The sequence below is a fragment of the Mesorhizobium sp. M0954 genome (assembly GCF_040319155.1).
In the GTDB taxonomy this organism is placed as follows: domain Bacteria; phylum Pseudomonadota; class Alphaproteobacteria; order Rhizobiales; family Rhizobiaceae; genus Mesorhizobium.
Genome location: NZ_JAMYNR010000007.1, coordinates 250,030 through 271,924 on the forward strand (window position 1 = coordinate 250,030; position 21,895 = coordinate 271,924).

At 62.9% G+C, this 21,895-nt stretch carries 20 protein-coding genes; 12 read left to right on the forward strand and 8 right to left on the reverse strand.

Annotated elements, in window-relative coordinates:
- Positions 1-6 precede the first annotated feature (6 nt).
- Positions 7-1,167: a helix-turn-helix transcriptional regulator gene (locus tag NKH93_RS12540; protein ID WP_352472759.1), complete on the reverse strand. Its 1,161-nt coding sequence runs from the start codon at positions 1,165-1,167 to the stop codon at positions 7-9.
- A 255-nt stretch (positions 1,168-1,422) separates the two neighbouring features.
- Between NKH93_RS12540 and NKH93_RS12545 the strand changes: the two genes are divergently transcribed.
- The 3 genes from NKH93_RS12545 (at position 1,423) to NKH93_RS12555 (ending at position 2,917) form a co-directional block, all read left to right on the forward strand.
- On the forward strand, positions 1,423-1,821 hold the full coding sequence (locus tag NKH93_RS12545; RefSeq protein WP_352970529.1) for an NADH:ubiquinone oxidoreductase subunit NDUFA12: 399 nt from the start codon (positions 1,423-1,425) through the stop codon (positions 1,819-1,821).
- Between the two features lie 156 nt (positions 1,822-1,977).
- Positions 1,978-2,460 carry a DUF2155 domain-containing protein gene (locus NKH93_RS12550; protein ID WP_023674819.1) on the forward strand — a complete coding sequence of 161 codons (483 nt, stop codon included), beginning with the start codon at positions 1,978-1,980 and terminating at the stop codon, positions 2,458-2,460.
- Positions 2,461-2,548: 88 nt separating this feature from the next.
- A complete protein-coding gene (locus NKH93_RS12555) occupies positions 2,549-2,917 on the forward strand; it encodes a hypothetical protein (protein ID WP_352472795.1) in 369 nt (122 codons plus the stop codon).
- Positions 2,918-2,999: 82 nt separating this feature from the next.
- Here NKH93_RS12555 and aat read toward each other — a convergent pair whose 3' ends face one another.
- The 6 genes from aat to NKH93_RS12585 form a co-directional block, all read right to left on the reverse strand.
- Positions 3,000-3,617, reverse strand: a complete 618-nt coding sequence (aat, locus tag NKH93_RS12560; RefSeq protein WP_352766716.1) for a leucyl/phenylalanyl-tRNA--protein transferase — start codon at positions 3,615-3,617, stop codon at positions 3,000-3,002.
- Between the two features lie 14 nt (positions 3,618-3,631).
- The gene (gene accC / locus NKH93_RS12565) at positions 3,632-4,975 is read right to left on the reverse strand and encodes an acetyl-CoA carboxylase biotin carboxylase subunit (RefSeq protein WP_023674822.1); all 1,344 of its coding nucleotides are present in this window, start codon (positions 4,973-4,975) and stop codon (positions 3,632-3,634) included.
- A gap of 19 nt (positions 4,976-4,994) precedes the next feature.
- Positions 4,995-5,453 carry an acetyl-CoA carboxylase biotin carboxyl carrier protein gene (gene accB / locus NKH93_RS12570; protein WP_292662508.1) on the reverse strand — a complete coding sequence of 153 codons (459 nt, stop codon included), beginning with the start codon at positions 5,451-5,453 and terminating at the stop codon, positions 4,995-4,997.
- 26 nt (positions 5,454-5,479) lie between these two features.
- Complete coding sequence (aroQ, locus tag NKH93_RS12575; RefSeq protein ID WP_023717478.1) at positions 5,480-5,914, reverse strand: type II 3-dehydroquinate dehydratase; 435 nt, start codon at positions 5,912-5,914, stop codon at positions 5,480-5,482.
- Between the two features lie 163 nt (positions 5,915-6,077).
- Positions 6,078-6,881 (reverse strand): DsbA family protein, encoded by an 804-nt coding sequence (locus NKH93_RS12580; protein ID WP_352451092.1) that lies wholly within the window; start codon positions 6,879-6,881, stop codon positions 6,078-6,080.
- Positions 6,882-6,951: 70 nt separating this feature from the next.
- On the reverse strand, positions 6,952-8,346 hold the full coding sequence (locus tag NKH93_RS12585) for a M48 family metalloprotease (RefSeq protein ID WP_352501647.1): 1,395 nt from the start codon (positions 8,344-8,346) through the stop codon (positions 6,952-6,954).
- Between the two features lie 145 nt (positions 8,347-8,491).
- Here NKH93_RS12585 and NKH93_RS12590 point away from each other — a divergent pair, with 145 nt between their 5' ends.
- The gene (locus NKH93_RS12590) at positions 8,492-9,640 is read left to right on the forward strand and encodes a pyridoxal phosphate-dependent aminotransferase (protein ID WP_352970531.1); all 1,149 of its coding nucleotides are present in this window, start codon (positions 8,492-8,494) and stop codon (positions 9,638-9,640) included.
- 11 nt (positions 9,641-9,651) lie between these two features.
- Positions 9,652-10,599: a glutaminase gene (locus NKH93_RS12595; protein ID WP_352766713.1), complete on the forward strand. Its 948-nt coding sequence runs from the start codon at positions 9,652-9,654 to the stop codon at positions 10,597-10,599.
- A gap of 92 nt (positions 10,600-10,691) precedes the next feature.
- Here NKH93_RS12595 and NKH93_RS12600 read toward each other — a convergent pair whose 3' ends face one another.
- A complete protein-coding gene (locus NKH93_RS12600) occupies positions 10,692-13,670 on the reverse strand; it encodes an Rne/Rng family ribonuclease (RefSeq protein WP_352970533.1) in 2,979 nt (992 codons plus the stop codon).
- A 668-nt stretch (positions 13,671-14,338) separates the two neighbouring features.
- Between NKH93_RS12600 and NKH93_RS12605 the strand changes: the two genes are divergently transcribed.
- The 7 genes from NKH93_RS12605 to NKH93_RS12635 all read left to right on the forward strand — a co-directional run bounded on the left by NKH93_RS12605 (position 14,339) and on the right by NKH93_RS12635 (position 21,815).
- Positions 14,339-15,601 carry an N-acetylmuramoyl-L-alanine amidase gene (locus tag NKH93_RS12605; RefSeq protein ID WP_352970535.1) on the forward strand — a complete coding sequence of 421 codons (1,263 nt, stop codon included), beginning with the start codon at positions 14,339-14,341 and terminating at the stop codon, positions 15,599-15,601.
- Between the two features lies 1 nt (position 15,602).
- Positions 15,603-15,785: a hypothetical protein gene (locus NKH93_RS12610; protein ID WP_352457449.1), complete on the forward strand. Its 183-nt coding sequence runs from the start codon at positions 15,603-15,605 to the stop codon at positions 15,783-15,785.
- Positions 15,786-15,815: 30 nt separating this feature from the next.
- Entirely contained in the window at positions 15,816-18,272 is a 2,457-nt protein-coding gene (locus NKH93_RS12615; protein ID WP_352472768.1) for a penicillin-binding protein 1A, read from the forward strand.
- A gap of 168 nt (positions 18,273-18,440) precedes the next feature.
- Positions 18,441-19,572, forward strand: a protein-coding gene (gene prfB, locus NKH93_RS12620; protein ID WP_352451084.1) for a peptide chain release factor 2 whose coding sequence is annotated in 2 segments (ribosomal slippage) — positions 18,441-18,506 and positions 18,508-19,572 — 1,131 coding nt in all. Because the reading frame shifts where the segments join, the coding sequence is not laid out codon by codon here.
- Between the two features lie 473 nt (positions 19,573-20,045).
- Positions 20,046-20,432, forward strand: coding sequence for a hypothetical protein (locus NKH93_RS12625; protein ID WP_352970538.1), 387 nt, complete (start codon positions 20,046-20,048; stop codon positions 20,430-20,432).
- Between the two features lie 192 nt (positions 20,433-20,624).
- Positions 20,625-20,993: a GFA family protein gene (locus NKH93_RS12630; protein WP_023679923.1), complete on the forward strand. Its 369-nt coding sequence runs from the start codon at positions 20,625-20,627 to the stop codon at positions 20,991-20,993.
- A gap of 174 nt (positions 20,994-21,167) precedes the next feature.
- On the forward strand, positions 21,168-21,815 hold the full coding sequence (locus NKH93_RS12635; RefSeq protein ID WP_254817106.1) for a YiaD family glycine zipper/OmpA-like lipoprotein: 648 nt from the start codon (positions 21,168-21,170) through the stop codon (positions 21,813-21,815).
- The last annotated feature ends 80 nt before the right edge of the window (positions 21,816-21,895 follow it).

Sequence of the window (21,895 nt, forward strand, 5' to 3'; positions counted from 1 at the left end):
GCAAAATCAACTGGAGCGCAACGGCGGTGACAATTCGCGCATCAACAGTTCGAGCTCGCGCTGATCGCCGGTACCGGTCTTGTCGAAGATCGTCGCCAGCTGCGACTTGACGGTGCCGTCCGAGACGCCGCCGGCCGCGGCAATTTCCTTTCGCGTCAGGCCGGCGGCAACGTGACCGGCGACTCGCCTTTCTGCCGCGGTCAGTCCGAACAGCGCCGCAATGGCGTCCAGCGCCGGGGTCGGTGTCGAACCGGCCGCGGCGATGAAGATCGCTGCGGCGGCGCGTTGCGAGATGCGCGCCGAGATTTCACGCCGCGCCAGCGGCATGACATGGGCCACTGCCGGAACGACCGTCCTGGCCAGGGGAATGTTGATGCCGCAAGGTCCGAGCGCGAATTCGTCGCGCGTGCCGAGCTGGACGGCACGGCCGATTGCGGCGTTGGCGTTGGCATAGGTGAAGGAAAGCTGTCCGCGCACGCAAGCGACCGAGATGTTTTCGGCGAGCAGCGCTTCGGCTGACGGGTTGGCGAAGATGATGGTCATGTCTTCGGCCACGATCAGCACCGGATGGTCGAGGCTTTCGATGATGGAACGGAAGATTTCCGCCTTGCGCCGCTCGGCTTCGAACAGGTCGCCGATGGTCACCGCGCGCCGCACATGCGGTGCCAGCAGGCTGACAAGCTCGAGATCCTCGCGGGAAATCTGGCGCCTGTCCCTGTCGGTCACCACCATCAACGTGCCGATCCGGGTCGGCCGCTTCATCAACGCCACCCAGAAGAAATCGTCTAGGCGGTTGGGTTGCACCCATTCGCGCACGATGCGGCTTTCGAGCCATCTCTGTCGCGTATCCGGGCCTTGCAAAGCGTAGATCGAATCGACGGTGAACGGCACGTCGATCTCCATCTTGGGAACCGCCGCATAGAACGGCACTTGCGAGCCGTAGTCATGCTTCAACGGCTCAAGAACTGCGGGATCGCCGCAGGACACCGAAAATCGCGCGGAGCTGCTGATCGTGTCGATGACGGCGAGCATGGCAAGCTGGCCTTCCGCCAGATTGCAGATGGCCTCGAGTGTCGCCTGCCAGCGGTCGACGTCGGCAATCGAATCGTAGATCGCCTCAACGACCTGCGGCAATGCGCGACCGGCCGTGCCCGCCAGCGATGACATGAGCCCCTCTCATTTGCCGTCCTTGAGGCAACGAAGCTTCAACTGCTAGAATAACGCTGCGTAAGGTTGCCAACAACCTATTTCATCTGCTTCGGACGGCCGCGAAAATAGCATGAACGTATTGCTTTCCCGTCAGCCATTTGCTCGCCTGGTGCGGCAAGACCCTTGCCTTCGCAATGCCGTGACGCCATAAGCAGGAACAGGCGCCGCAGCCGCCGCGAGGACTTGCTTCAAGGACTTGCCACGAGGATTTGGATGAAGACTTTCCTTCTGCAGTTTTTCACCTGGTGGAACAGCCAGACATTGGGAACGCGCTTCCACACCTGGCGGCACGGCAAGAAGGTCGGGCAGGACGAGGTCGGCAACGTCTACTATGAGGGCGGCGTCGATTCGGAAGGCCGCACCCGTCGCTGGGTCATCTACCGCGACTATTCGGAAGCCTCGGCGATTCCGCCCGGCTGGCATGGCTGGATCCATCATCGTGTCGACCTTGCGCCGCCAAGCGAAGACTACAAGCCACGCGACTGGCAAAAGCCGCATGTGCCGAACCTCACCGGCAGCCCCGCGGCCTATCGCCCGAAAGGCTCGGTGCTGACCAACCAGCATCGTCCGCAGGTGACGGGCGACTACGACGCCTGGACGCCTGGTTCGTGATCGATCGCCGCGACACGCGCGCGGTCCCCACGGGGAGCGGTCCCACGAGGGCGGTCCTTTGTCGCCACAATTGCTGTTTAGCTGTTTGCTGATCCGACAGCAGCAACTAGCCTTGGCGTTAAGAGAATCACCCGGGCGCAAACCACCGGACCTTGCATGAGCATGTTCAGCCGAATTTTGACGGGCGGATTAACCGCGGTCGTTCTCGCTTCTATGGTGGCGCTCGCTACTGCGCAGGAATTGGCGCCGCCTGCGCCGGACGCGTCGGTGGCGCCTGCAGCACCGGCAGTATCCGAGCGCATCACCAATCCAGTCGCTGAATTCGCCGGCATCGACAAGATCACCGGCCGTATCATCACCTTCGATGTTTATATCGACGAGACGGTTCAGTTCGGCGCTTTGCAGGTGACGCCGCGCATCTGCTATTCGCGGCCCGAAAACGAAGAGCCGAAGACGGATTCGTTCGTCGAGGTCGACGAGATCACGCTCGATCGGAAAATACGCCGTATCTTCACCGGCTGGATGTTTGCCGAAAGCCCCGGGATCAACGCCGTCGAGCATGCCGTCTATGATATCTGGCTGAAGGGCTGCAAGCAGAAGTCCGACGTGCCGGCACCCGCCGCCCCCAAAACCAACTAGAATCTGTCAGTGCGCGGCGCATACCGCGCCCTGCGGAACCGCCGCGTTGCCCGAGCGTTGGTGCCTCTCTACGGAGGAGGTTGCCATGATGATGGCCAACAAGAACGAACTTCTCGACATCGAAAGGGGATTCTGGACCGGCGGTGCCGACTATTTCAAGGCCAATGCCGATACCGACTGCCTGGTGGCCTTCCCGCAGATGGCGCGGGTGATGAGCAATACCGATCTGGCCGCAACTGCCACGGACCCGAACCGCTGGCGCGATCTCGACATCGACCTCAAGGGCATCATCGAGCCGGGCAGCGACATCGTCATGCTGACCTACGAGGCGCGTGCGACGCGGCAAGATGGCGAAGCCTATGCGGCGCTGGTCAGCACCGGCTATGTCCACCGCGTCAATGGCTGGAAGATGATGTTCCACGCACAGACGCCGCTGGTGACGGCAGCAAAAGGCTGACCGGCCGCAAGAGCAATTCCAGGAAGTGTGAACGGCTTTCCGTCCCGAATTGCGTTTCTGTGAAACGATGAGCCATTCCAGGTTATGGAAAAAACACAGCCTCGCCCTTCAGCGCCTCGGCCAGCATCTTCTCGTACTTGCCGCGCGGCACGTCGATTGCACCGAAGCGTTTGAGATGCTCGGTGGTGAACTGCGTATCGAGCAGTGCAAAGCCACGCGCCCTCAGGCGTTCGACGAGGTGAACCAGGCAGGCCTTTGACGCGTCGGTCTCCCTGGCGAACATGCTCTCGCCGAAGAACACGCGGCCGAGCGATACGCCGTAGAGCCCCCCGACCAATCGGTCGTTGTGCCAGGCCTCGACCGAATGGCAATGGCCCATCCGATGCAGCTCGATATAGGCTTCGCGGATCGGCGCGTTGATCCACGTCGACCGACGTTCCTCGCGCCTTTCAGCGCAGGCCTCGATCGTCGCCTCAAAGTCGAAATCGATGCGGAACTCGAACAGGTTCTTGCGGATCGTCTTTCTCAGGCTTTTCGGTATGTGGAACCCGTCGAGCGGAATGATGCCGCGCGTCTCCGGCCGCACCCAGAATACTTCGGGGTCATTGGCGCTTTCGGCCATCGGGAAGACGCCGGAGGCATAGGCTTTGAGCAAAAGGTCGGTCGGGATGCGATAACCGGGTGCGTAGGGACGGGTCATCGCTTCGCCCTGTATCACTCGCCTTCGGCCAGGTATTTTTCCAGCCAATGGATGTCGTAGTCGCCATTGGCGATGTCGGCGTTGCCAACGAGGTCGCGAAACAGTGGCAGCGTCGTCTTGATGCCGTCGACGACGAATTCGTCGAGCGCGCGCCGCAGCCGCATCATGCATTCGACGCGGTTGCGGCCGTGCACGATCAGCTTGCCGATCAGGCTGTCGTAGTAGGGCGGGATCTTGTAGCCCGAATAGACGCCGGAATCGACGCGGATACCGAGGCCGCCCGGCGTGTGGAAATGGGTGATGGTGCCCGGCGAGGGCGTAAAGGTGCGCGGATCCTCGGCATTGATGCGGCATTCGATGGCATGGCCGTGGAAGCGGATATCCTCCTGGCGCACCGAAAGCCCGCCGCCCGAGGCGACGCGGATCTGCTCGTGCACGAGGTCGATGCCGGTGATCGCCTCGGTCACCGGATGTTCGACCTGCAGGCGCGTGTTCATCTCGATGAAATAGAACTCGCCGTCCTCATAGAGGAATTCGATGGTGCCGGCGCCGGAATAGCCGAGATCGGCGATCGCCCTGGCGCAGACGCCGCCAATATGCGCGCGCTCCTCGGCATTGAGCGCCGGCGAGGGCGCTTCTTCCCAGACCTTCTGGTGGCGGCGCTGCAGCGAGCAGTCGCGCTCGCCGAAATGCACGCCGCGCCCGGCGCCGTCGCCGAACACCTGCACTTCGATATGGCGCGGCTTCTGCAGATATTTCTCGATATAGACTGCGTCGTCGCCGAAGGCCGCACCCGCCTCCGAGCGTGCCGTCTGCAGCGCCACCTCGAGATCGGCCTCGCTACGCGCCACTTTCATGCCGCGCCCGCCGCCGCCGGCCGATGCCTTGATGATCACGGGGTAGCCGATCGCGGCGGCAATGCGCTTGGCTTCCTTGTCCTCGGTGACCGCGCCGTCGGAGCCGGGCACCACGGGAATACCGAGGCGTTTTGCGGTACGCTTGGCCTCGATCTTGTCACCCATGATGCGGATATGGTCGCCGGTCGGGCCGATGAAGGTGATGTTGTGCGCGGCGAGGATGTCGGCGAACTTGGCGTTCTCCGACAGAAAACCGTAGCCGGGATGCACCGCGTCGGCGCCGGTGATCTCGCAGGCGGCGACGATCTGGTGGATGTTGAGATAGCTGTCGCGCGACGGCGGCGGGCCGATGCAGACGCTCTCGTCGGCGAGACGCACATGCATGGCGTCGGCGTCGGCGGTCGAATGCACCACCACCGTCTGGATGCCGAGCTCCTTGCAGGCGCGCAGCACCCTGAGGGCGATTTCGCCGCGATTGGCGATGAGGATTTTCTGGAACATCTTTCGCCTGTTCCCGGCTCTACTCGATCACGACGAGCGGCATGCCATATTCGACCGGCTGCGCATCTTCGAACAGGATCGCCGTCACCGTGCCGGCGCGCGGCGAGGGGATCTGGTTCATCGTCTTCATTGCTTCGATGATCAGCAGCGTCTGGCCTTCCTTGACCTTCTGGCCGATTTCGATGAACGGCCTGGCGTCCGGCGACGGTGCCAGATAGGCGGTGCCGACCATCGGCGAGGCGACGGCGTTCTTCGACACGTCGGGCGTCGCCGGGGCGGCCGCTGCCGCGGGCTGCGCGGCTGCCGGGGCATAGGCCGGCTGAGCTGCGGCGACCGCATGGACGGCCGGCGCCTGCCGCGAGACGCGCACCTTCAGATCGCCCAGCTCGACCTCGATCTCGGTCAGGTTGGTGTCGTTCAGTATGCCCGCCAGATCGCGGATCAGCTGCTGGTCAACACCGTTCTTCTTTATCGACATTTTCGAGCCTTCTGTTTGTTGGCCGGTCATAGGCGTGCAGCCAGCGCCTGCAGCGCCAGCGTGTAGCCGAGCGGCCCGAACCCGCAGATCATGCCGACGGCGACCGGCGCGACCATGGAGACGTGGCGGAATGGTTCCCGCGCGTGGATGTTGGAGAGATGCACCTCAGCCACCGGCAGCGGCGCGACGGCGCGGATGGCATCGTGAATGGCGATCGAGGTATGGCCGTAGGCGCCCGGATTGATGACGATTGCGGCGGCCTTGTCGGCGGCCTCGTGGATCCAGTCGACGAGGTCGCCCTCATGGTTCGACTGGCGGAAATCGATCTCCAGCCCAAGTGCGGCACCTGCCTGCTTGCAGTCGTCGGCGATCGCGGCAAGCGTCTTGCCGCCATAGATGCCCGGCTCGCGCTTGCCGAGCGCGTTGAGATTGGGGCCGTTCAGGACGAAAACCGTTTTCAAAAAATGCCGACCTTTCCCGGCGCGGCTAAGCCGGCGCGCCGGACCCTCTATAATGGGCATAGACGCTGGCGAAAAGAGCGCAAGTGCGTTCTTTCGCCGTCCACAACAGCCGGAAAACGGCCCGTGCCGGAAACCCGCAGCCTAATCGAAACCCGAACGCTGATCAGAGCGCGGCCTTCGCCGCCTCGATCTTTTCGGCCAGCACTTCCTGGCCAAGCGCGCCGAACACCACCTCGTTGCCGACGACATAGGACGGCGTTCCGGTGATGGCGAGCTTGGTGGCGAGGTCATAGGTCTTGGAGAAGGCCTCGGTGATGCTCGGGTCCTTCATCTTTTCGCGCAGCGCCGCCTCGTCGGCGCCGAGCGACAGCGCCACCTTGATCGCCGCCGCCTCGGTGGCGCGCCCCTGGCCGCCGAGCAGCGCATTGTGGAATTCGCCGTATTTCTCCGGCTTCATCAAATGGAAGGCCATCGAGACGACGCTCGCCTTCTGCGAATCCGGGCCGAGGATCGGGAACTCCTTGAGTACGAAGCGCAGGTCCGGATCGGCCTTGGTCAGCGCGCGCATGTCGTCGATGGCGCGTTTGCAGTAGCCGCAATTATAATCATAGAATTCGACGATGGTGACCTTGCCGTTCGGATTGCCGACAACACCGTCGAATGAGGAATTGAAGATCTGGTCCTTGGCGTCTTTGATGACGCCGAGACTGGCGACGCGCTGTTCTTCTTTCTGCTTGGCCTCGAGTGCCTGCTGGGCTTCCAGAAGCACTTCCGGGTTCTTCAGCAGATAGTCGCGGACGATGCCTTCGACTTCGGCACGGTCGAGCTTGGTACCTGAGGACGTCGTCTGGGCAAGCTGTGCCGTGCCGGCCTTCGCCGTCTGCGGATTGCCGGCGACGAAGCCGAACGCCAGCATGGCGAGAGCCGCTGCCACTCCGGTAGTGCCCAGCAGAATTGCCTTGGTCATGATCCTCGATCCTCTTGCCTGTGTTCGGGTCCGCCCGGTTTGGCTGTGTCGCAGCCTGCGTCCGAAAGGTTCACTTCTTCTTACCTGATGGTGCGTAGTTTATAATGTCCTGCGCGCGAAGCCAGCCCGGCTCGCCCCGCTTCATGCTCTGCTGCGCCCGCATGGCGAAGATTTTCGCATTCTTGTAGTCGCCGGAATAGAAATGCCCTTCGGCGGTTGCAAGCTCGGCGGCCGGGATGTTGCCGAGTTCCCCGTAAGCCTGTGCCAGATAGCGGTATCCGGCGGCGTTTTCGCGATCCCGTCCGAGGCCGGTGTTGATCTGCGCCACCGCCTTCTTCAGCGAATCCTGCGTGCCGATCGCCATCAGTGCCTGGCCGTAAGAGACCGGCAGCAGCCCCGATCGCGCCGGATCGAGGCTGACCGACTTGGCATAGGCGTCCGCCGCATCCTTCGGCCGGTTCGCCTTCATCAGGATGTCGCCGCGTAATTCCTGGAAATAGGGATTTTTCGGCTGTTCCTTGATCAACGCGTTGGTCTTGGTGAGCGCCGACGCCAGATTGCCGAACAGATAGGTCATCTGCGCGTCGCCATAGCGTGAGGCGACGCTGCCGGGGTTCTTGCGCATCAATCGCGACGCCGCCGCCTGGCCCTGCATGTAGGCGGCGATCTTTATGCGCATCATGTCGTGGCGCTGCTGCAGTGCCGGCGGGTCCACCTTGTCGACGTAAGGGCTCTGCTTCACCAGCACTTCGAGATTGGCGATACGCTCCTGCGGCATCGGATGGCTGATCCTGTAGGGATCGACTTGCGCGCCCGAGAGCGACAATGCGTTCTGGAAGCGGCCAAACGTCTTCAGCATGCCCATGCCGGACTGGCCGGTTGCATTGAGATAGGTGATCGCCGAACGGTCGGCGGTCATCTCTTCGGTGCGCTGATAAGCGAGGATACTGCGTTGCGCCATCTCGCCGCCGCCGGCCACCACGCCCATGCCGGCGCCGGCGAGACCGCGGCTGTTGCTGGTGGCGCCGGCCACCATGGCGCCGGCGCCAAGCAGCGTCGCCAGGATCGCCATCGTCTTGGCGCGCTCGAGCTGTTCTCGCAATTTCTGCTGGTGTCCGCCGGCGATATGGCCGGCCTCGTGGGCAATGACGCCAATGATCTCGTTGGGCGTTTCGGCCGTCATCAGCGCGCCGGTGTTGATGAACAGCCGGCGGCCGGCAACAAAGGCGTTGAAGCTCTGGTCGTTGACCAGCACGATGTTGATGGCGTCGCCCGACAAGCCCGCCGCCTTGAAGATCGGCCGCGCGTAATCGCGCACCAGCGCCTCGATCTCGGCATCGCGCACAACCGGCACATTCTGCGCAAAGGCATTGACCGAGCCGGCTATGGCGACCACCACGGCAAGCGAAAGCATCGCGAGGGCGCGCGCTGTCCTGGCGATCGTCGATTTGGGTCGGCTCAACATGGCAGGTCCACTGGTAGACGAGTGGGCGAAGGATGAAAAGTCGGCAGCCTAAACTTACCGAACTTGTGATCCCCACACCAATCGGGCATTTGTGCGGCGCGGCCAGCATGGCCGGCACGTGTGGACAAGTGTGGTGGATTGAAAAATGGTTGTTTCGCTTTCGCGCCGCGGCGCGGTCGAACCGTTCCATGCCATGGACATCCTGGCCGAGGCGAATCGGCTGAAAGCCAAGGGCCTGCCGGTCGTTTCTATGGCCGTCGGCCAGCCTTCCGATCCGGCGCCGGCCGGGGTTCGCGAAGCGGCGGCCAATGCCTTGAAGGCAGGCCGCATCGGCTATACCGACGCGCTGGGCCTCGCCGGCCTGCGCAAGGCGATCGCGGCGCATTATGGCGAGCATTACGGGCTTGACGTTTCGCCCGAGCGGATAGCCGTCACCACCGGATCGTCGGCTGCCTTCAACCTCGCTTTCCTGGCAATGTTCGATCCAGGCGACCGCGTCGCCATCGCTGCGCCCGGCTATCCTGCCTATCGCAACATCATGGCCGCGCTCGGCATCGACATCGCCGAGATCGAGTTGGACGGCGCCGCCTATCTGCATGCCGAGCACCTGCAAGCCGCGCACCGCGAAAAACCGCTGAAGGGCGTGCTGTTCGCCAGCCCGGCCAACCCGACCGGCGCGGTCATTCCCGCCGGCGATCTCGAGGCGCTGGTCGAGACGGCGCAAGAGCTCGGCATCGCCATCATCTCGGACGAAATCTACCACCGGCTGGCCTATGCGGCGCCCGACACGACGGCGCTTGCTTTCGGCGCGGATGTGACGGTGATCAATTCCTTCTCGAAATATTATTGCATGACCGGCTGGCGCATCGGGTGGATGGTGCTGCCGCAGGAACTGGTGCGGCCAGTCGAGCGCATCGCCCAAAGCCTCTACATCTCGCCGCCCGAACTGTCCCAGATTGCCGCGATCGAGGCATTCAAGGCGACGTCAGAGCTGGAAGCGGTGAAGGCGCGCTATGCCTGGAACCGCGAGCTCCTGATGCAACGCCTGCCGGAGCTCGGCTTTGCTTTGGCCGCGCCCATGGACGGCGCGTTCTACGCCTTCTGCGACGTCACCAGGCACACCAATGACAGCATGGCGTTTGCGCGCCGGATGCTTGCCGAGGCGCATGTGGCGGCGACGCCGGGCCGCGATTTCGACCCGCTGCAAGGCCATCGCACGATGCGCTTTTCCTATGCCGGCAGCCACGACGACATGGTCGAGGCGATGGCGCGTATCGAACGCTGGCTGAAGTAGCGGGGGCGACGATGCCGGAGCTTGAACAGGCGCCTCAACTCGAACAGGCGTTGCGCGAGGTCGCCGCCGAAATGGCGGAGCGTACCGATCGCGGCGACGTCGCCAGCTATATTCCCCAGCTCGGCAAGATCGATTCGAAAAAATTCGGCATTTCCGCGGTGACCAATGACGGCCGCGTGCTGACCGCGGGCGACGCCGACGAGGCGTTTTCGATCCAGAGCATCTCAAAGGTGTTCACGCTGACGCTGGCGCTCGGCAATGTCGGCGACGCGCTGTGGCAGCGGGTTGGGCGCGAACCTTCGGGCAATCCGTTCAACTCGATCGTCCAGCTCGAGCACGAGAACGGCATTCCGCGCAATCCATTCATCAATGCCGGCGCCATCGTCGTCTCCGACATCCTGCTTGCCGGCCATCAGCCGCGCGAGGCGATCGGCGAGATCCTGCGCTTCATCCAGTTCCTGGCCGATGACGACACCATCGTCATCGACCGCGAGGTCGCGGCGTCCGAACGCGCCACCGGCTTTCGCAATTTCGCGCTTGCCAATTACATGAAATCGTTCGGCAATCTCCACCATGCGCCGGAACTGGCGCTGGGCGTCTATTTCCACCATTGCGCTATCGCCATGAGCTGCCGGCAACTGGCCCTGGCCGGCCGCTTCCTTGCCAATGGCGGCAAGAACCCGGCGACCGGGCATTCCGTCGTGTCGGCAGAGCGCGCCCGCCGCATCGGCGCGATGATGCTGACCTGCGGCCACTATGACGGCTCCGGCGACTTCGCTTTCCGCGTCGGCATTCCCGGCAAGAGCGGCGTTGGCGGCGGCATATTGGGGATCGTGCCGGGCGTCGCCTCGCTTGCCGTATGGTCGCCAGGCCTCAACGCCAACGGCAATTCCAGGCTGGGTTCGATCGCGCTGGAAAAACTGGCGAAGATGATGAACTGGTCGATCTTCGCGCCATAGTGTCGTCGCCTGAATTGGAGCAAAAAATCCCGCGCAGCCGATCGGCAGCGCGGGATTTTTTTTCAGAAAGTCTGGCTAATGCACGGAAAGGCTTAGAAAAAGCCCTTCCGTTGCCACCAGCCGGCACGCTTCGGCTTGTCCTCGGCCTTTGCTTCCTCGGTCTTTGCCTCGTCGGTCTTTGCCTCGTCCGGGACGATCGAGGAGACGACCGGCACGACCGGAGCATCCACCGGTACCGGCTTGCGCCGCGACGGCCGGACCTTCGGCGTTTCCTCGGCAGCCGCCACTTCAGTCTCCTGCGAAGGCGGCGCAGCGGTCTCGCCGGAAGCCACGGAGGCGGCCCCGGCAGCCGATGTCTCGGCGCCCGCAATCTCGGCAACTGCTTCCGCCGCAACTTTCTTCGGCTTGGCGGTACGGCGCGGCTTCTTCGGCTTTTCGGCGCTCGGCATGTCGTCGTTCGCCGGAGCGAGCACCGCAAGCTCTTCGGCCGGCGGCGCACCTTCCGGCTCGCCGGTTACGGGCTCTGCTTCCGACACGGCACCTTCCGTCATGGCGGCTGGTTCGCCGGGGGCAGCTTCCAAGCCGTCCTCGCCGTCCTCACGGCGATTGCGCTTGCCGCCGCGCTTGCCGCGCCGGCGCTTCTTGCCGTGACCGTCGTCCGCCGCTTCCGCCGTTTCGGCCACAACACCTGCCGGCGCTTCATGTTCCGCTTCGGCGCCTTGGTCGCCCGCGGCTACGAAGGCGTCGTCCGTCGGCGCCGAAACGGAAGCACCTTCCACAGCAGCGCCATGTTCGCGGTCCGCGTGTTCACGATCCCCGTGTTCACGATCCTTGCCGCCGCGCCGTCTGCGGCGCTTGCGGCGCTTGCGATCGCGGCCTTCGCCGTCCTCGCCGGACCTTGGCTGCTGCGGCTGCTGGGCAGGGCGTGGCTGCTCGGCCTGCACCGGTGCCTCGTCTTCCTCTTCGATGACGATCTCGTCCTCGGGTTCTTCCGGCTCGACATAGGCCGGGAACGTGCGCGCCTCGACAAAGCCTTCCGGCTTTTCGGCCAGCGCGCCGCGGAAGATGGCATAGTGTTGTGCACCGACCGCGTCATCGGCTTCGATGGTGATGGTCACGCCGAAGCGATGCTCGAATTCCACCAGCGTGCCGCGCTTGTGATTGAGCACATAGAGCGCGGTCGCCGCCGGCGTCCGCACCGTGATGTGGCTGCGCGAATCGTTGAGCAGGAATTCCTCGATTGCCCGCACCACCATCAGCGCGACCGACGAATCGGAGCGCACATGGCCGGTGCCGCCGCAATGCGGGCAAGGCTTCATCGTCGATTCCAGCACGCTGGCGCGGATGCGCTGGCGCGACATCTCCATCAGGCCGAAATGCGAGATGCGGCCGACCTGGATGCGGGCACGATCGTTCTTGAGGTGATCCTTCAGCCGCTTCTCGACGGAGCGGTTGTTGCGGTTCTCTTCCATATCGATGAAGTCGATGACGATGAGGCCGGCGAGATCGCGCAGCCTCAATTGCCGGGCGACTTCCTCGGCGGCTTCCAGATTGGTGTGAAGTGCGGTGTCCTCGATCGAGTGCTCCTTGGTGGAACGGCCCGAATTGACGTCGATGGCGACCAGCGCTTCCGTCTGGTTGATGATGATGTAGCCGCCGCTCTTCAGCGTCACCTGCGGCTGCAGCATGCGGTCGAGTTGCGCTTCGATGCCGTTGCGCACAAAGATCGGCGTCGTGTCGCGGAACGGCTGAACCACCTTGGCGTGGCTCGGCATCAGCATGCGCATGAAGTCCTTGGCCTCGCGGTAGCCTTCTTCGCCGGAAACCAGGATCTCGTCGATATCCTTGTTGTAAAGGTCGCGCACCGAGCGCTTGATCAGGCTGCCTTCCTCGTAAACCAGGGCAGGGGCCGTGGATTGCAGCGTCAGATTGCGGACGTTTTCCCAAAGCCGCATCAAATATTCGTAGTCGCGCTTGATCTCTGCCTTGGTGCGGCTTTCGCCTGCCGTACGCAGGATGACACCCATGCCTTGCGGCACTTCGAGATCGGCGACCACTTCCTTCAGCCGCTTGCGGTCCTGCGCATTGGTGATCTTGCGCGAAATACCGCCGCCGCGGGCCGTGTTCGGCATCAGCACCGAATAGCGGCCGGCCAACGACAGGTAGGTGGTCAGCGCTGCACCCTTGTTGCCGCGCTCTTCCTTGACGACCTGCACCAGCAGGATCTGCCGGCGCTTGATCACTTCCTGGATCTTGTACTGGCGACGGACCGGCTTGCGGCGGTTGCGCACTTCTTCCAGCGCGTCCTCGGCGCCGACCGATTCGACCTCGTGATCGTCCGGATGCGAGGATTGCACCTCTTCCAGCATGCCGCGATCATTGTCTTCGGAGGTTGCTTCGCCGCTTGTCTCGGCCCCGCTTGTCTCGGGCCCGCTTACCTCGACTTGCGGGACGGCTTCCGAGATTACGTCGGCATCGACGCTGGCAGCGATGGAACTCGAACCGCCTTCGGACGGCTCGGTCTCACCGCGATCGGCGGCTTCATCGCTCTGCCCGGCGGCACCCTCGCTCTGTCCGGCAATGTCGGACATGGTGTTGTCGTCAACGGCGTCCAGCTTTTCTGCGACGGCATCTTCGCCATTCTCGCCGTCGGCCGCGCCTGCCTCGCGCCTGTGCTCGCCGCGGTCGCGGCTCTTGCCGCCGCGCCGGCGTCCGCGCTTGCCACGGTCGCGGCTCTGGCGGTCCTCGCCTTCGGCGGCTTCCTCGTCCTCTTCGTCCTGGGCTTCCTGTGCTTCCGCACGCAGCAGCGCCTGACGGTCGGCGACCGGAATCTGGTAGTAGTCGGGGTGTATTTCACTGAAGGCGAGGAAACCATGACGGTTGCCGCCATATTCGACAAAGGCTGCCTGAAGGGAAGGTTCGACGCGCGTTACGCGGGCGAGATAGATGTTTCCTTTGAGCTGCTTCTTGTCCTGGGATTCAAAGTCGAATTCTTCAATACGGTTACCGCGAACGACGACAACGCGTGTTTCCTCCGGGTGGGAGGCGTCTATCAGCATTTTGTTGGGCATTATTTCGTTTCCTCCCGGCAGCCGTCGGCCGCAGCTTGCGAGGCAATGCCCGCTGCCGTGGACCTGGAACATGGGTGCCGGACAATTGAACGTCCGCCGGCCGCTGCCTGAGCGCCATGGCGGTGCCGCCCGCAGCCGTAGTGGCGCGGTTTGTTGCGGACCTTTCCATGATTGCGCTTGAAGCCATCGTCACCAGCAGAACCTTTTGAACCAAAGCCCGGGAAAAACCGGACCAGCTTGTTTGCTCATACAGAGCCGGCACGGGACAATCCCGGCCGTTTTGCTCACGCAGGCGATTCCCCCGCCACGGGAGCACGCCTGCGAAAATCGTCGCGATCACCGATGCCTTCTTCGCCTGAAGCGAAAGGAGCCGTCTTGCGTCTGACCTGTAGCAGGAAGCTGCGGAGGAGGACGGTTCCAGGATTGCAGTGATCCACCATCGCTTTTATGATTTGGCGGGTTGGAAGGCAACCCCGATTCCCGATGCCGGCAAAAAGCCGTTCCGCAGCGGAAGCCCCGGTCCCAAGCCTTCCATGAAAAGGCTTGGTTAACCTTCTCTGGATACCAATCGTTAATCGAGTTCGCGGTCTGCCGGCACTTTGACAAGCGACAGGGCACTTCGACAAGCGATCGGGCATGACGCCAAAACGGGAGCGATTGGTAGAAAGATGGGACTGGCAGGCTTCGCAGACAAGGGCCGTCATCATGGAGGCTGGTTCTTCCGTACCGTCTGCCTGCTGTCGCTGATCCTGGCTTGCCTGGTCTTTTCGCCGCTTTCGCGTGCTGCCGACGCACCGCTTGGTGCCACAAGCTACAAGATGGCCGGCGATGCCACCAAGATGCGCATCGTCATCAATTTCGACCGCGAGCCCGACATCAAATGGTTCCTGCTGCGCGGCCCCGATCGCCTGGTCATCGATCTGCCGGCCACGAGATTCGCCTTCAATGCCAAGGATGTGAAGCCGCGCGGCCTTGTCCGCGCCGTGCGTTACGGCGAACTCGGCGAGGGGAAATCGCGGCTGATTCTCACCGGCAAGGGACCGTTCGCCGTCGACAATCTCGACGTGCTCAAGAACGGTGACGGCAACGGCTACCGGATCGCCATCGACATGTCGGCGGCCTCGCAGCGGGAATTCGACGCAGCGCTCGCCAATCAGGCGCTGACCACCGGTTCGACGGTCTCCGCCGACAAGGCCGGCAGGGTCGGTACCGGGCCGGTCTCCAATCCGGGCCATCGTTTCACCGTCGTCGTCGATCCCGGCCATGGCGGCATCGACGGCGGTGCCGAGGGCCTGAACGGTACGGTCGAAAAGAACGTGACGCTCGCCTTTGCCATGGAACTGCGCGACAAGCTCGCCGCCAGCGGCAAATACGACGTGTTCCTGACGCGCGAAACGGACGAGTTCCTGCGGCTCGACGACCGCGTGCGCATTGCCCGCCAGCATGAGGCCGACCTGCTCATCTCGATCCATGCGGACACGATCAGCCTCAAGGGCATTCGCGGCGCAACCGTCTACACCGTGTCCGACAAGGCTTCCGATCCCGAGGCGCAGGCGCTTGCCGACCGTGAAAATCTTTCCGACCAGTTCGCCGGCATGGAGATCAAGGACGACAGCAAGGAAGTGACCGATATCCTGATCGACCTGATCCGCCGCGAGACGCATAATTTTTCGATGAGCTTCGCCCATACTCTCGTCGGCCAGCTTTCCACCAGCGTCGGTCTGATCAACAACCCGCAGCGTTCTGCCGGCTTCAAGGTGCTGAAGGCGCCGGACGTTCCATCCGTGCTGGTCGAACTCGGCTATCTGTCGAACGCCAAGGACGAAGCGCAGTTGCTCAGCGCCGATTGGCGCAACAAGGCGACCCAGAGCATAACCAACGCCGTTGCCCTGTTTGCTTCGGCCAAGAGCGGAACGGGGGCCGGAGGCTGAAATGTCCGCCGGCGCCCACAACCTGAAGCAGCGTTGCACGGCGACAACACCCTGTGCTTTTATTTCCGGCATTCGAAACCGAAATCCCGCGCTGCCGTATTTTGCCCACATGGTCGCGACATGGATTTTGCGATTACGGTTTGGGATCGTCCCGAAAGCTTGCGTGAAGGGCGGCTTCGTTTAGGAAATTCCCGAACCAAGGACTGGAGCGGGTATGATTCGTCTCATTGGCTATTTCTTCGGCATCGGCACGACGCTGGCCCTTTTGGTCGCGGCGGGCGTGGCGATCTATATCGGCCATTTGTCGAAGGACCTGCCCGATTACGAGGTGCTGGCCAAATACGAGCCGCCGGTGACGACCCGCATCCACGCGTCGGATGGCGCGCTGATGGCCGAATATGCGCGTGAGCGGCGGCTTTATCTGCCGATTCAGGCGATCCCGGATCGTGTCAAGGCGGCCTTCCTGTCGGCCGAGGACAAGAATTTTTACAATCACCCCGGCATCGACGTGACCGGCCTTGGCCGGGCCATTGTCGTCAACCTGCAGAATGTTGGTTCGGGAAAGCGCCAGGTCGGCGCCTCGACGATTACCCAGCAGGTGGCGAAGAACTTCCTGTTGTCTTCAGACCAGACCTACGAGCGCAAGATCAAGGAGATGATCCTCGCCTTCCGCATCGAGCAGGCCTACTCGAAGGATCGCATTCTCGAGCTCTATCTCAACGAGATTTTCTTCGGCTTCGGCGCCTATGGCGTCGCCGGTGCTGCGCTCACCTATTTCGACAAATCGGTGAACGAGCTCACCGTGGCCGAAGCCGCCTATCTCGCCTCCCTGCCGAAGGGGCCGAACAACTACCATCCCTTCAAGCATGCCGATCGCGCCTTGGAGCGCCGCAACTGGGTCATCGACCAGATGGTCGAGAACGGCTACGTCACGCATGAGGAAGGCGAGAAGGCCAAGGCCGAGCCGCTCGGCGTCACGCCGCGCCGCACCGGCAACTATCTCTTCGCCGGGGAGTATTTCACCGAGGAAGTGCGTCGCCAGATCATCGCGCGCTACGGCGAGAATGCGCTCTACGAAGGCGGCCTTTCCGTCCGCACGACGCTCGATCCGAAGATGCAGCTGATTGCCCGCAAGGCCATGCAGAACGGACTTATGAAGTTCGACACGCTGCGCGGCTACCGCGGGCCGGTCACGAGCATCGACGTTTCCGGCGACTGGGGTGTGCCGCTGGGCAACGTCAAGCGGTTAGAGGATGTGCCGGAATGGTCGCTCGCCGTCGTGCTCGACAGCTCGGCCACCGGCCTGTCCATCGGCCTGCAGCCGACGCGCCAGATCTCCGGCGAAATCGTCAAGGACCGCGTCGAAGGCACCGTCAGCAAGGAAGACATGAGCTTCGCCATGCGCCACGTCGTCGACGGCAGGACCGTCAAGGCGAAGTCGCCGGCCGACGTGCTGAAGCCGGGCGACGTGATTTTTGTGCAGAAGAACGACGGCTCGGACAACAGCTACAGCTTGCGCCAGGTTCCCGAAGTGGAAGGCGGCCTGATCGCCATGGATCCGCATACCGGACGCGTCCTGGCCATGGTCGGCGGTTTCTCCTACGCGCAGTCGGAGTTCAACCGGGCGACGCAGGCTATGCGCCAGCCGGGATCGTCGTTCAAGCCGATCGTCTATTCGGCCGCCCTCGACAATGGCTATACGCCCGCCTCCGTGATCATGGACGGGCCGATCACCATCCAGAGCGGCAACACGACCTGGACGCCCAAGAATTACGACGGAACGGTGGCCGGCCCGGCGACCTTGCGGTCCGGCATCGAGAAATCGCGCAACCTGATGACGGTGCGGCTTGCCAACGACATGGGCATGAAGCTGGTCGTGGAATATGCCGAGCGTTTCGGTGTCTACGATCACCTGGCGCCGTATCTGCCGATGGCGCTGGGATCCGGCGAGACGACGGTGATGCGCATGGTGTCGGCCTATTCGATCATGGCCAATGGCGGCAAGTCGATCAAGCCGTCGCTGATCGACCGCATCCAGGACCGCTACGGCAAGACCGTCTTCAGGCAGGACGAACGCGGCTGCTCGAACTGCAACGCCGCCGAGTGGCAGAACCAGCCAGAGCCGGAGCTGGTCGACAATTCCGAGCAGGTGCTCGATCCGATGACCGCCTACCAGATCACATCGATGATGGAGGGCGTCGTGCAACGCGGCACCGGCGCCACCATCAACGAGCTCGGCCGTCACATCGCCGGCAAGACCGGAACGACCAACGACGAAAAGGATGCCTGGTTCATCGGCTATACGCCGAACCTCGTTGTTGGCCTCTATATGGGCTACGATCAGCCGAAAGGCCTTGGCAAGGGCGCGACCGGCGGCGGCCTTGCCGCGCCGATCTTCAAGGATTTCATGCGCGTGGCGCTGGACGGCACGCCCAATGTCGACTTCAAGGTTCCGGACGGCATGAAGCTGATTGCGATCAATCGCAAGACCGGCATGCGAGCCAACGCGGGTGACGCCGGAACCATCATCGAAGCCTTCAAGCCGGGTACCGGTCCCGCCGACAGCTACTGGGTGATCGGCATGGGTGCGGACGGCTCCAACGCCACCGGCGGGGCGCTGTCGCCGCAGGCCAACCAGGCCATCCAGTCGGGCGGCGGCGGGCTCTACTGACAATCGCTACATCGGGTCGGGCCGGCTTGACGATGATGGTCGAGCCGGTCCATTCCGCTTTAACGGGGGCCGGTACATTACAGCGGCCGGCGCTTTACAGGAGACCGTGCCGTCCCTATGTATCGCGCCACCAAACCGCCATCCAGCAACAGGACAGAACAGCCAGCCATGCGCGCGGAAACGCAAAACATTGTCGACGAGATCAGGCAGGCGATCACCCTGCTGAGGAGGCATCTTTGACTGGGACCAAGCCATAAAGCGGCTTGAGTACCTGAACGTCCGTGCCGAGGATTCGAGCCTCTGGAACGAGCCGCTGGAAGCACAAAAGCTGATGCGCGAGCGTCAGGGCCTCGAGGAAGGCATTGCCGCCGTCAAAGGCCTCACCCAGGCCCTGGAAGACAATATCGGCCTGATCGAGCTTGGCGAGGAAGAGGGCGACGAGGGCGTCATCGCGGAGGCCGAAGCGGCGATCCGCTCGATGCGCGGCGAGGCCAAGGCGCGCCAGATCGAAACGCTGCTGTCGGGCGAGGCTGACGCCAACGATAGCTATCTGGAAGTCCATGCCGGCGCCGGCGGCACCGAAAGCCAGGACTGGGCCTCGATGCTTCTGCGCATGTATACGCGCTGGGCCGAGCGCCGGCGCTTCAAGGTCGAGGTGCTTGAAGTGCATGACGGCGAAGAAGCCGGCATCAAGTCGGCCACGCTGCTGATCAAGGGCCACAACGCCTATGGCTGGCTGAAGACGGAATCGGGCGTGCATCGTCTCGTGCGGATTTCGCCCTATGACAGCAATGCGCGCCGCCACACCTCCTTCGCCAGCGTCTGGGTCTATCCCGTCATCGACGATACGATCGACATCGACGTTTCCGAATCCGACGTCCGTATCGACACCTATCGGTCGTCGGGATCGGGCGGCCAGCACGTCAACACCACCGATTCGGCGGTGCGCATAACCCATCTCGCCACCGGCATCGCGGTTGCCTGCCAGGCCGAGCGCTCCCAGCACAAGAACAAGGCCAAGGCCTGGGAAATGCTGCGCTCGCGGCTTTACGAGGAAGAGCTGAAGAAGCGCGAAGCGGTGGCGAACGCCACCGAAGCGTCGAAGAGCGATATTGGCTGGGGCCACCAGATACGGTCCTACGTGCTGCAGCCCTATCAGCTGGTGAAAGATCTGCGCACCGGTGTCGAGAGCACCAGCCCGTCGAGCGTGCTCGACGGTGACCTCGACGATTTCATGGAAGCCTCACTGTCGCAGCGGATCGAAGGTGGCGCCGGCGAAACGGTGGCCGATATCGACTGAGGCCGCCGGGCACCAATCCGGCAGGAATGTGGGTTCATCACGCGAGAGTTACGGCCATCGCGCGAGAGTGACGAGCTCTCAATTTGCACTTACCTGTCGTTCTACAACTTTGTTTTTCATCGGATTTTTCAAAAATCGATTTCCGCTTTTGACGCGGATGCCGCGGGCCGCCGGTGCCAAGCCTGGAACCAGCGCGAGCCAAATCCCGTTATTGGCGATCCCGCTGCCGGGGTTGACCAGGTTTCGTCAATCAGGACGGCAGGTTGGTTCCGGCTGCAGAGGTCGGCGTTCGGTTGCGACAGCAATTGCTTGCGCCGACCAAGGAATCAGCCCAGCATTCATGCGCTGGGGAGGAAAAAAGCATTTATGGCCGGACGCGGCGTATCTGCGACCTGACGATCCGGCCACTGGGAAGACACGTTCCGGGAACGGGCAAGCGAAATGCTTGACAACCGTTGATAGGAACTGCGCTCATGCCTGCTCTCACAACCAGACCGGCCCCAGTCGCCCGCACGGCGCGCCGACTCCTGAATTCACTTGTCGCGGCAGTGGTTTTGATAGCTGCCGCCATTCCATTTGCGGCGCCTGCTCTGGCGCATGATGCCAGGCCGACCGCGGCCATGCCGCAAGGCTGGAGCTATCCCTTCTCCTGCTGCTCGGGCTATGATTGCCGCGAGGTCTCTCAGACATCGATCAGCGAACGTCCCGAGGGCTATGTCATCAAAGGAACCGGGGAAGTCGTGGCCTATAGCGACAAGCGGATCAAGAATTCGCCCGACGGCGAATATCATTGGTGCTCCGTTGCCGGTGCCAATGACGGAAAGACCATCTGCCTGTTCGTGCCGCCATCGTCCTATTAGCGCATGACGCCCGAAAGCTTGCCGACGGGCTGACCCGGGGGTGTGCGGCGGCTTTGGATCGATGAGCCTTCGGTCGGCACTCCAGCACTTTTAACCTGTGCATCGCAGGCTCACAGGTCGCTGACAGGCAGTTGTCAGGAGCGTTTCTTTATGCTGCCTTTGCTTACGGGCGGCATTGTGAGGGACCAATCCATGACGATCAAGGCAAGCTGCCACTGCAAGGCGACGACGTTCGAGGTCTCGCAAGCGCCGCAGACAGTGACGCGATGCACCTGTTCCTTCTGTTCGAAACGCGGTTCGTTGTGGGCCTATTACACCCCATCGCAATTCAGGCTCACCAGCCCGCCGGAGAATGTTTCGTTCTACCAGTGGGGATCGAAAACCATAAAACACGGCTTTTGCGCCACCTGCGGCTGTGGCACCTTCACCGAGACGCCGGACTGGTCGACAGGCGAGCCGAATTTCGACAATCCGAAGATCAGCGTGAACTCGCGGCTGTTCGACGATTTCGATCTCGACAAGGTCGAAGTGGTGGTCATCGACGGCAAGAATCTCTGGTAGCCGGTCGAATTGCGGTGGTCGCGCGAGCCGCTGCAGGCGTGTGGAATTGAGCCGGGGAAAGCCGCGGCAGCGGCTTTTGCTGGTCCGCTTTTCGCCGCATTTCATGTTACAAGTCGCTGGAAGGGCTGATGCGGTGCGCCGTTGCGCGGCCGTGGAATGGAGAGGGACCACCATATGAAAAAGATTGTGCTCGCCGTCGTGGCGACGGCTGTGCTCGTGAGCGCATGCACCACCGATCCCTACACCGGGGAACAGAAGGTTTCCAACACCGCTGCCGGCGCCGGTCTCGGTGCTTTGGCGGGTGCCGGGCTCGGCATGCTTGCCGGCGGTAACGACCGCCGCAACGCGCTGATCGGCGCGGGCATCGGCGCGCTTGCCGGCGGTGCCATCGGTGCCACCATGGACCAGAACGAGGCCGAACTGCGCCGACAGCTTCAGGGCACAGGCGTCAGCGTCACCCGCACCGGCGATCAGATCATCCTCAATATGCCGTCCGACATCACCTTCAACGTCGACCAGGACGCGGTGAAGGCCGGTTTCTATCCGGTGCTGAATTCGGTGGCCCTTGTGCTGAAAAAGTTCCGCCAGACCACCGTCGACGTGTTCGGCCACACCGACTCGACCGGCAGCGACGAGCACAATTTCGACCTGTCGCAGCGCCGTGCTTTGGCGGTCGCCAACTATCTGTCCGGACAGGGCGTCGATTCCCGCCGCTTCGCCGTCACCGGCTTCGGCAAGACACGTCCGATCGCCTCCAACGCGACCGCTGCCGGCCGGGCTCAGAACCGCCGCGTCGAGATCCAGCTGTCGCCGCTTACCTGAGGCAAGCGCACGAACCGGCCGCGGCCCCGCAAGGGGCCGCTCTAATGGCTATGTCGGCCCTCCGTCCGCCGGCATCCTTC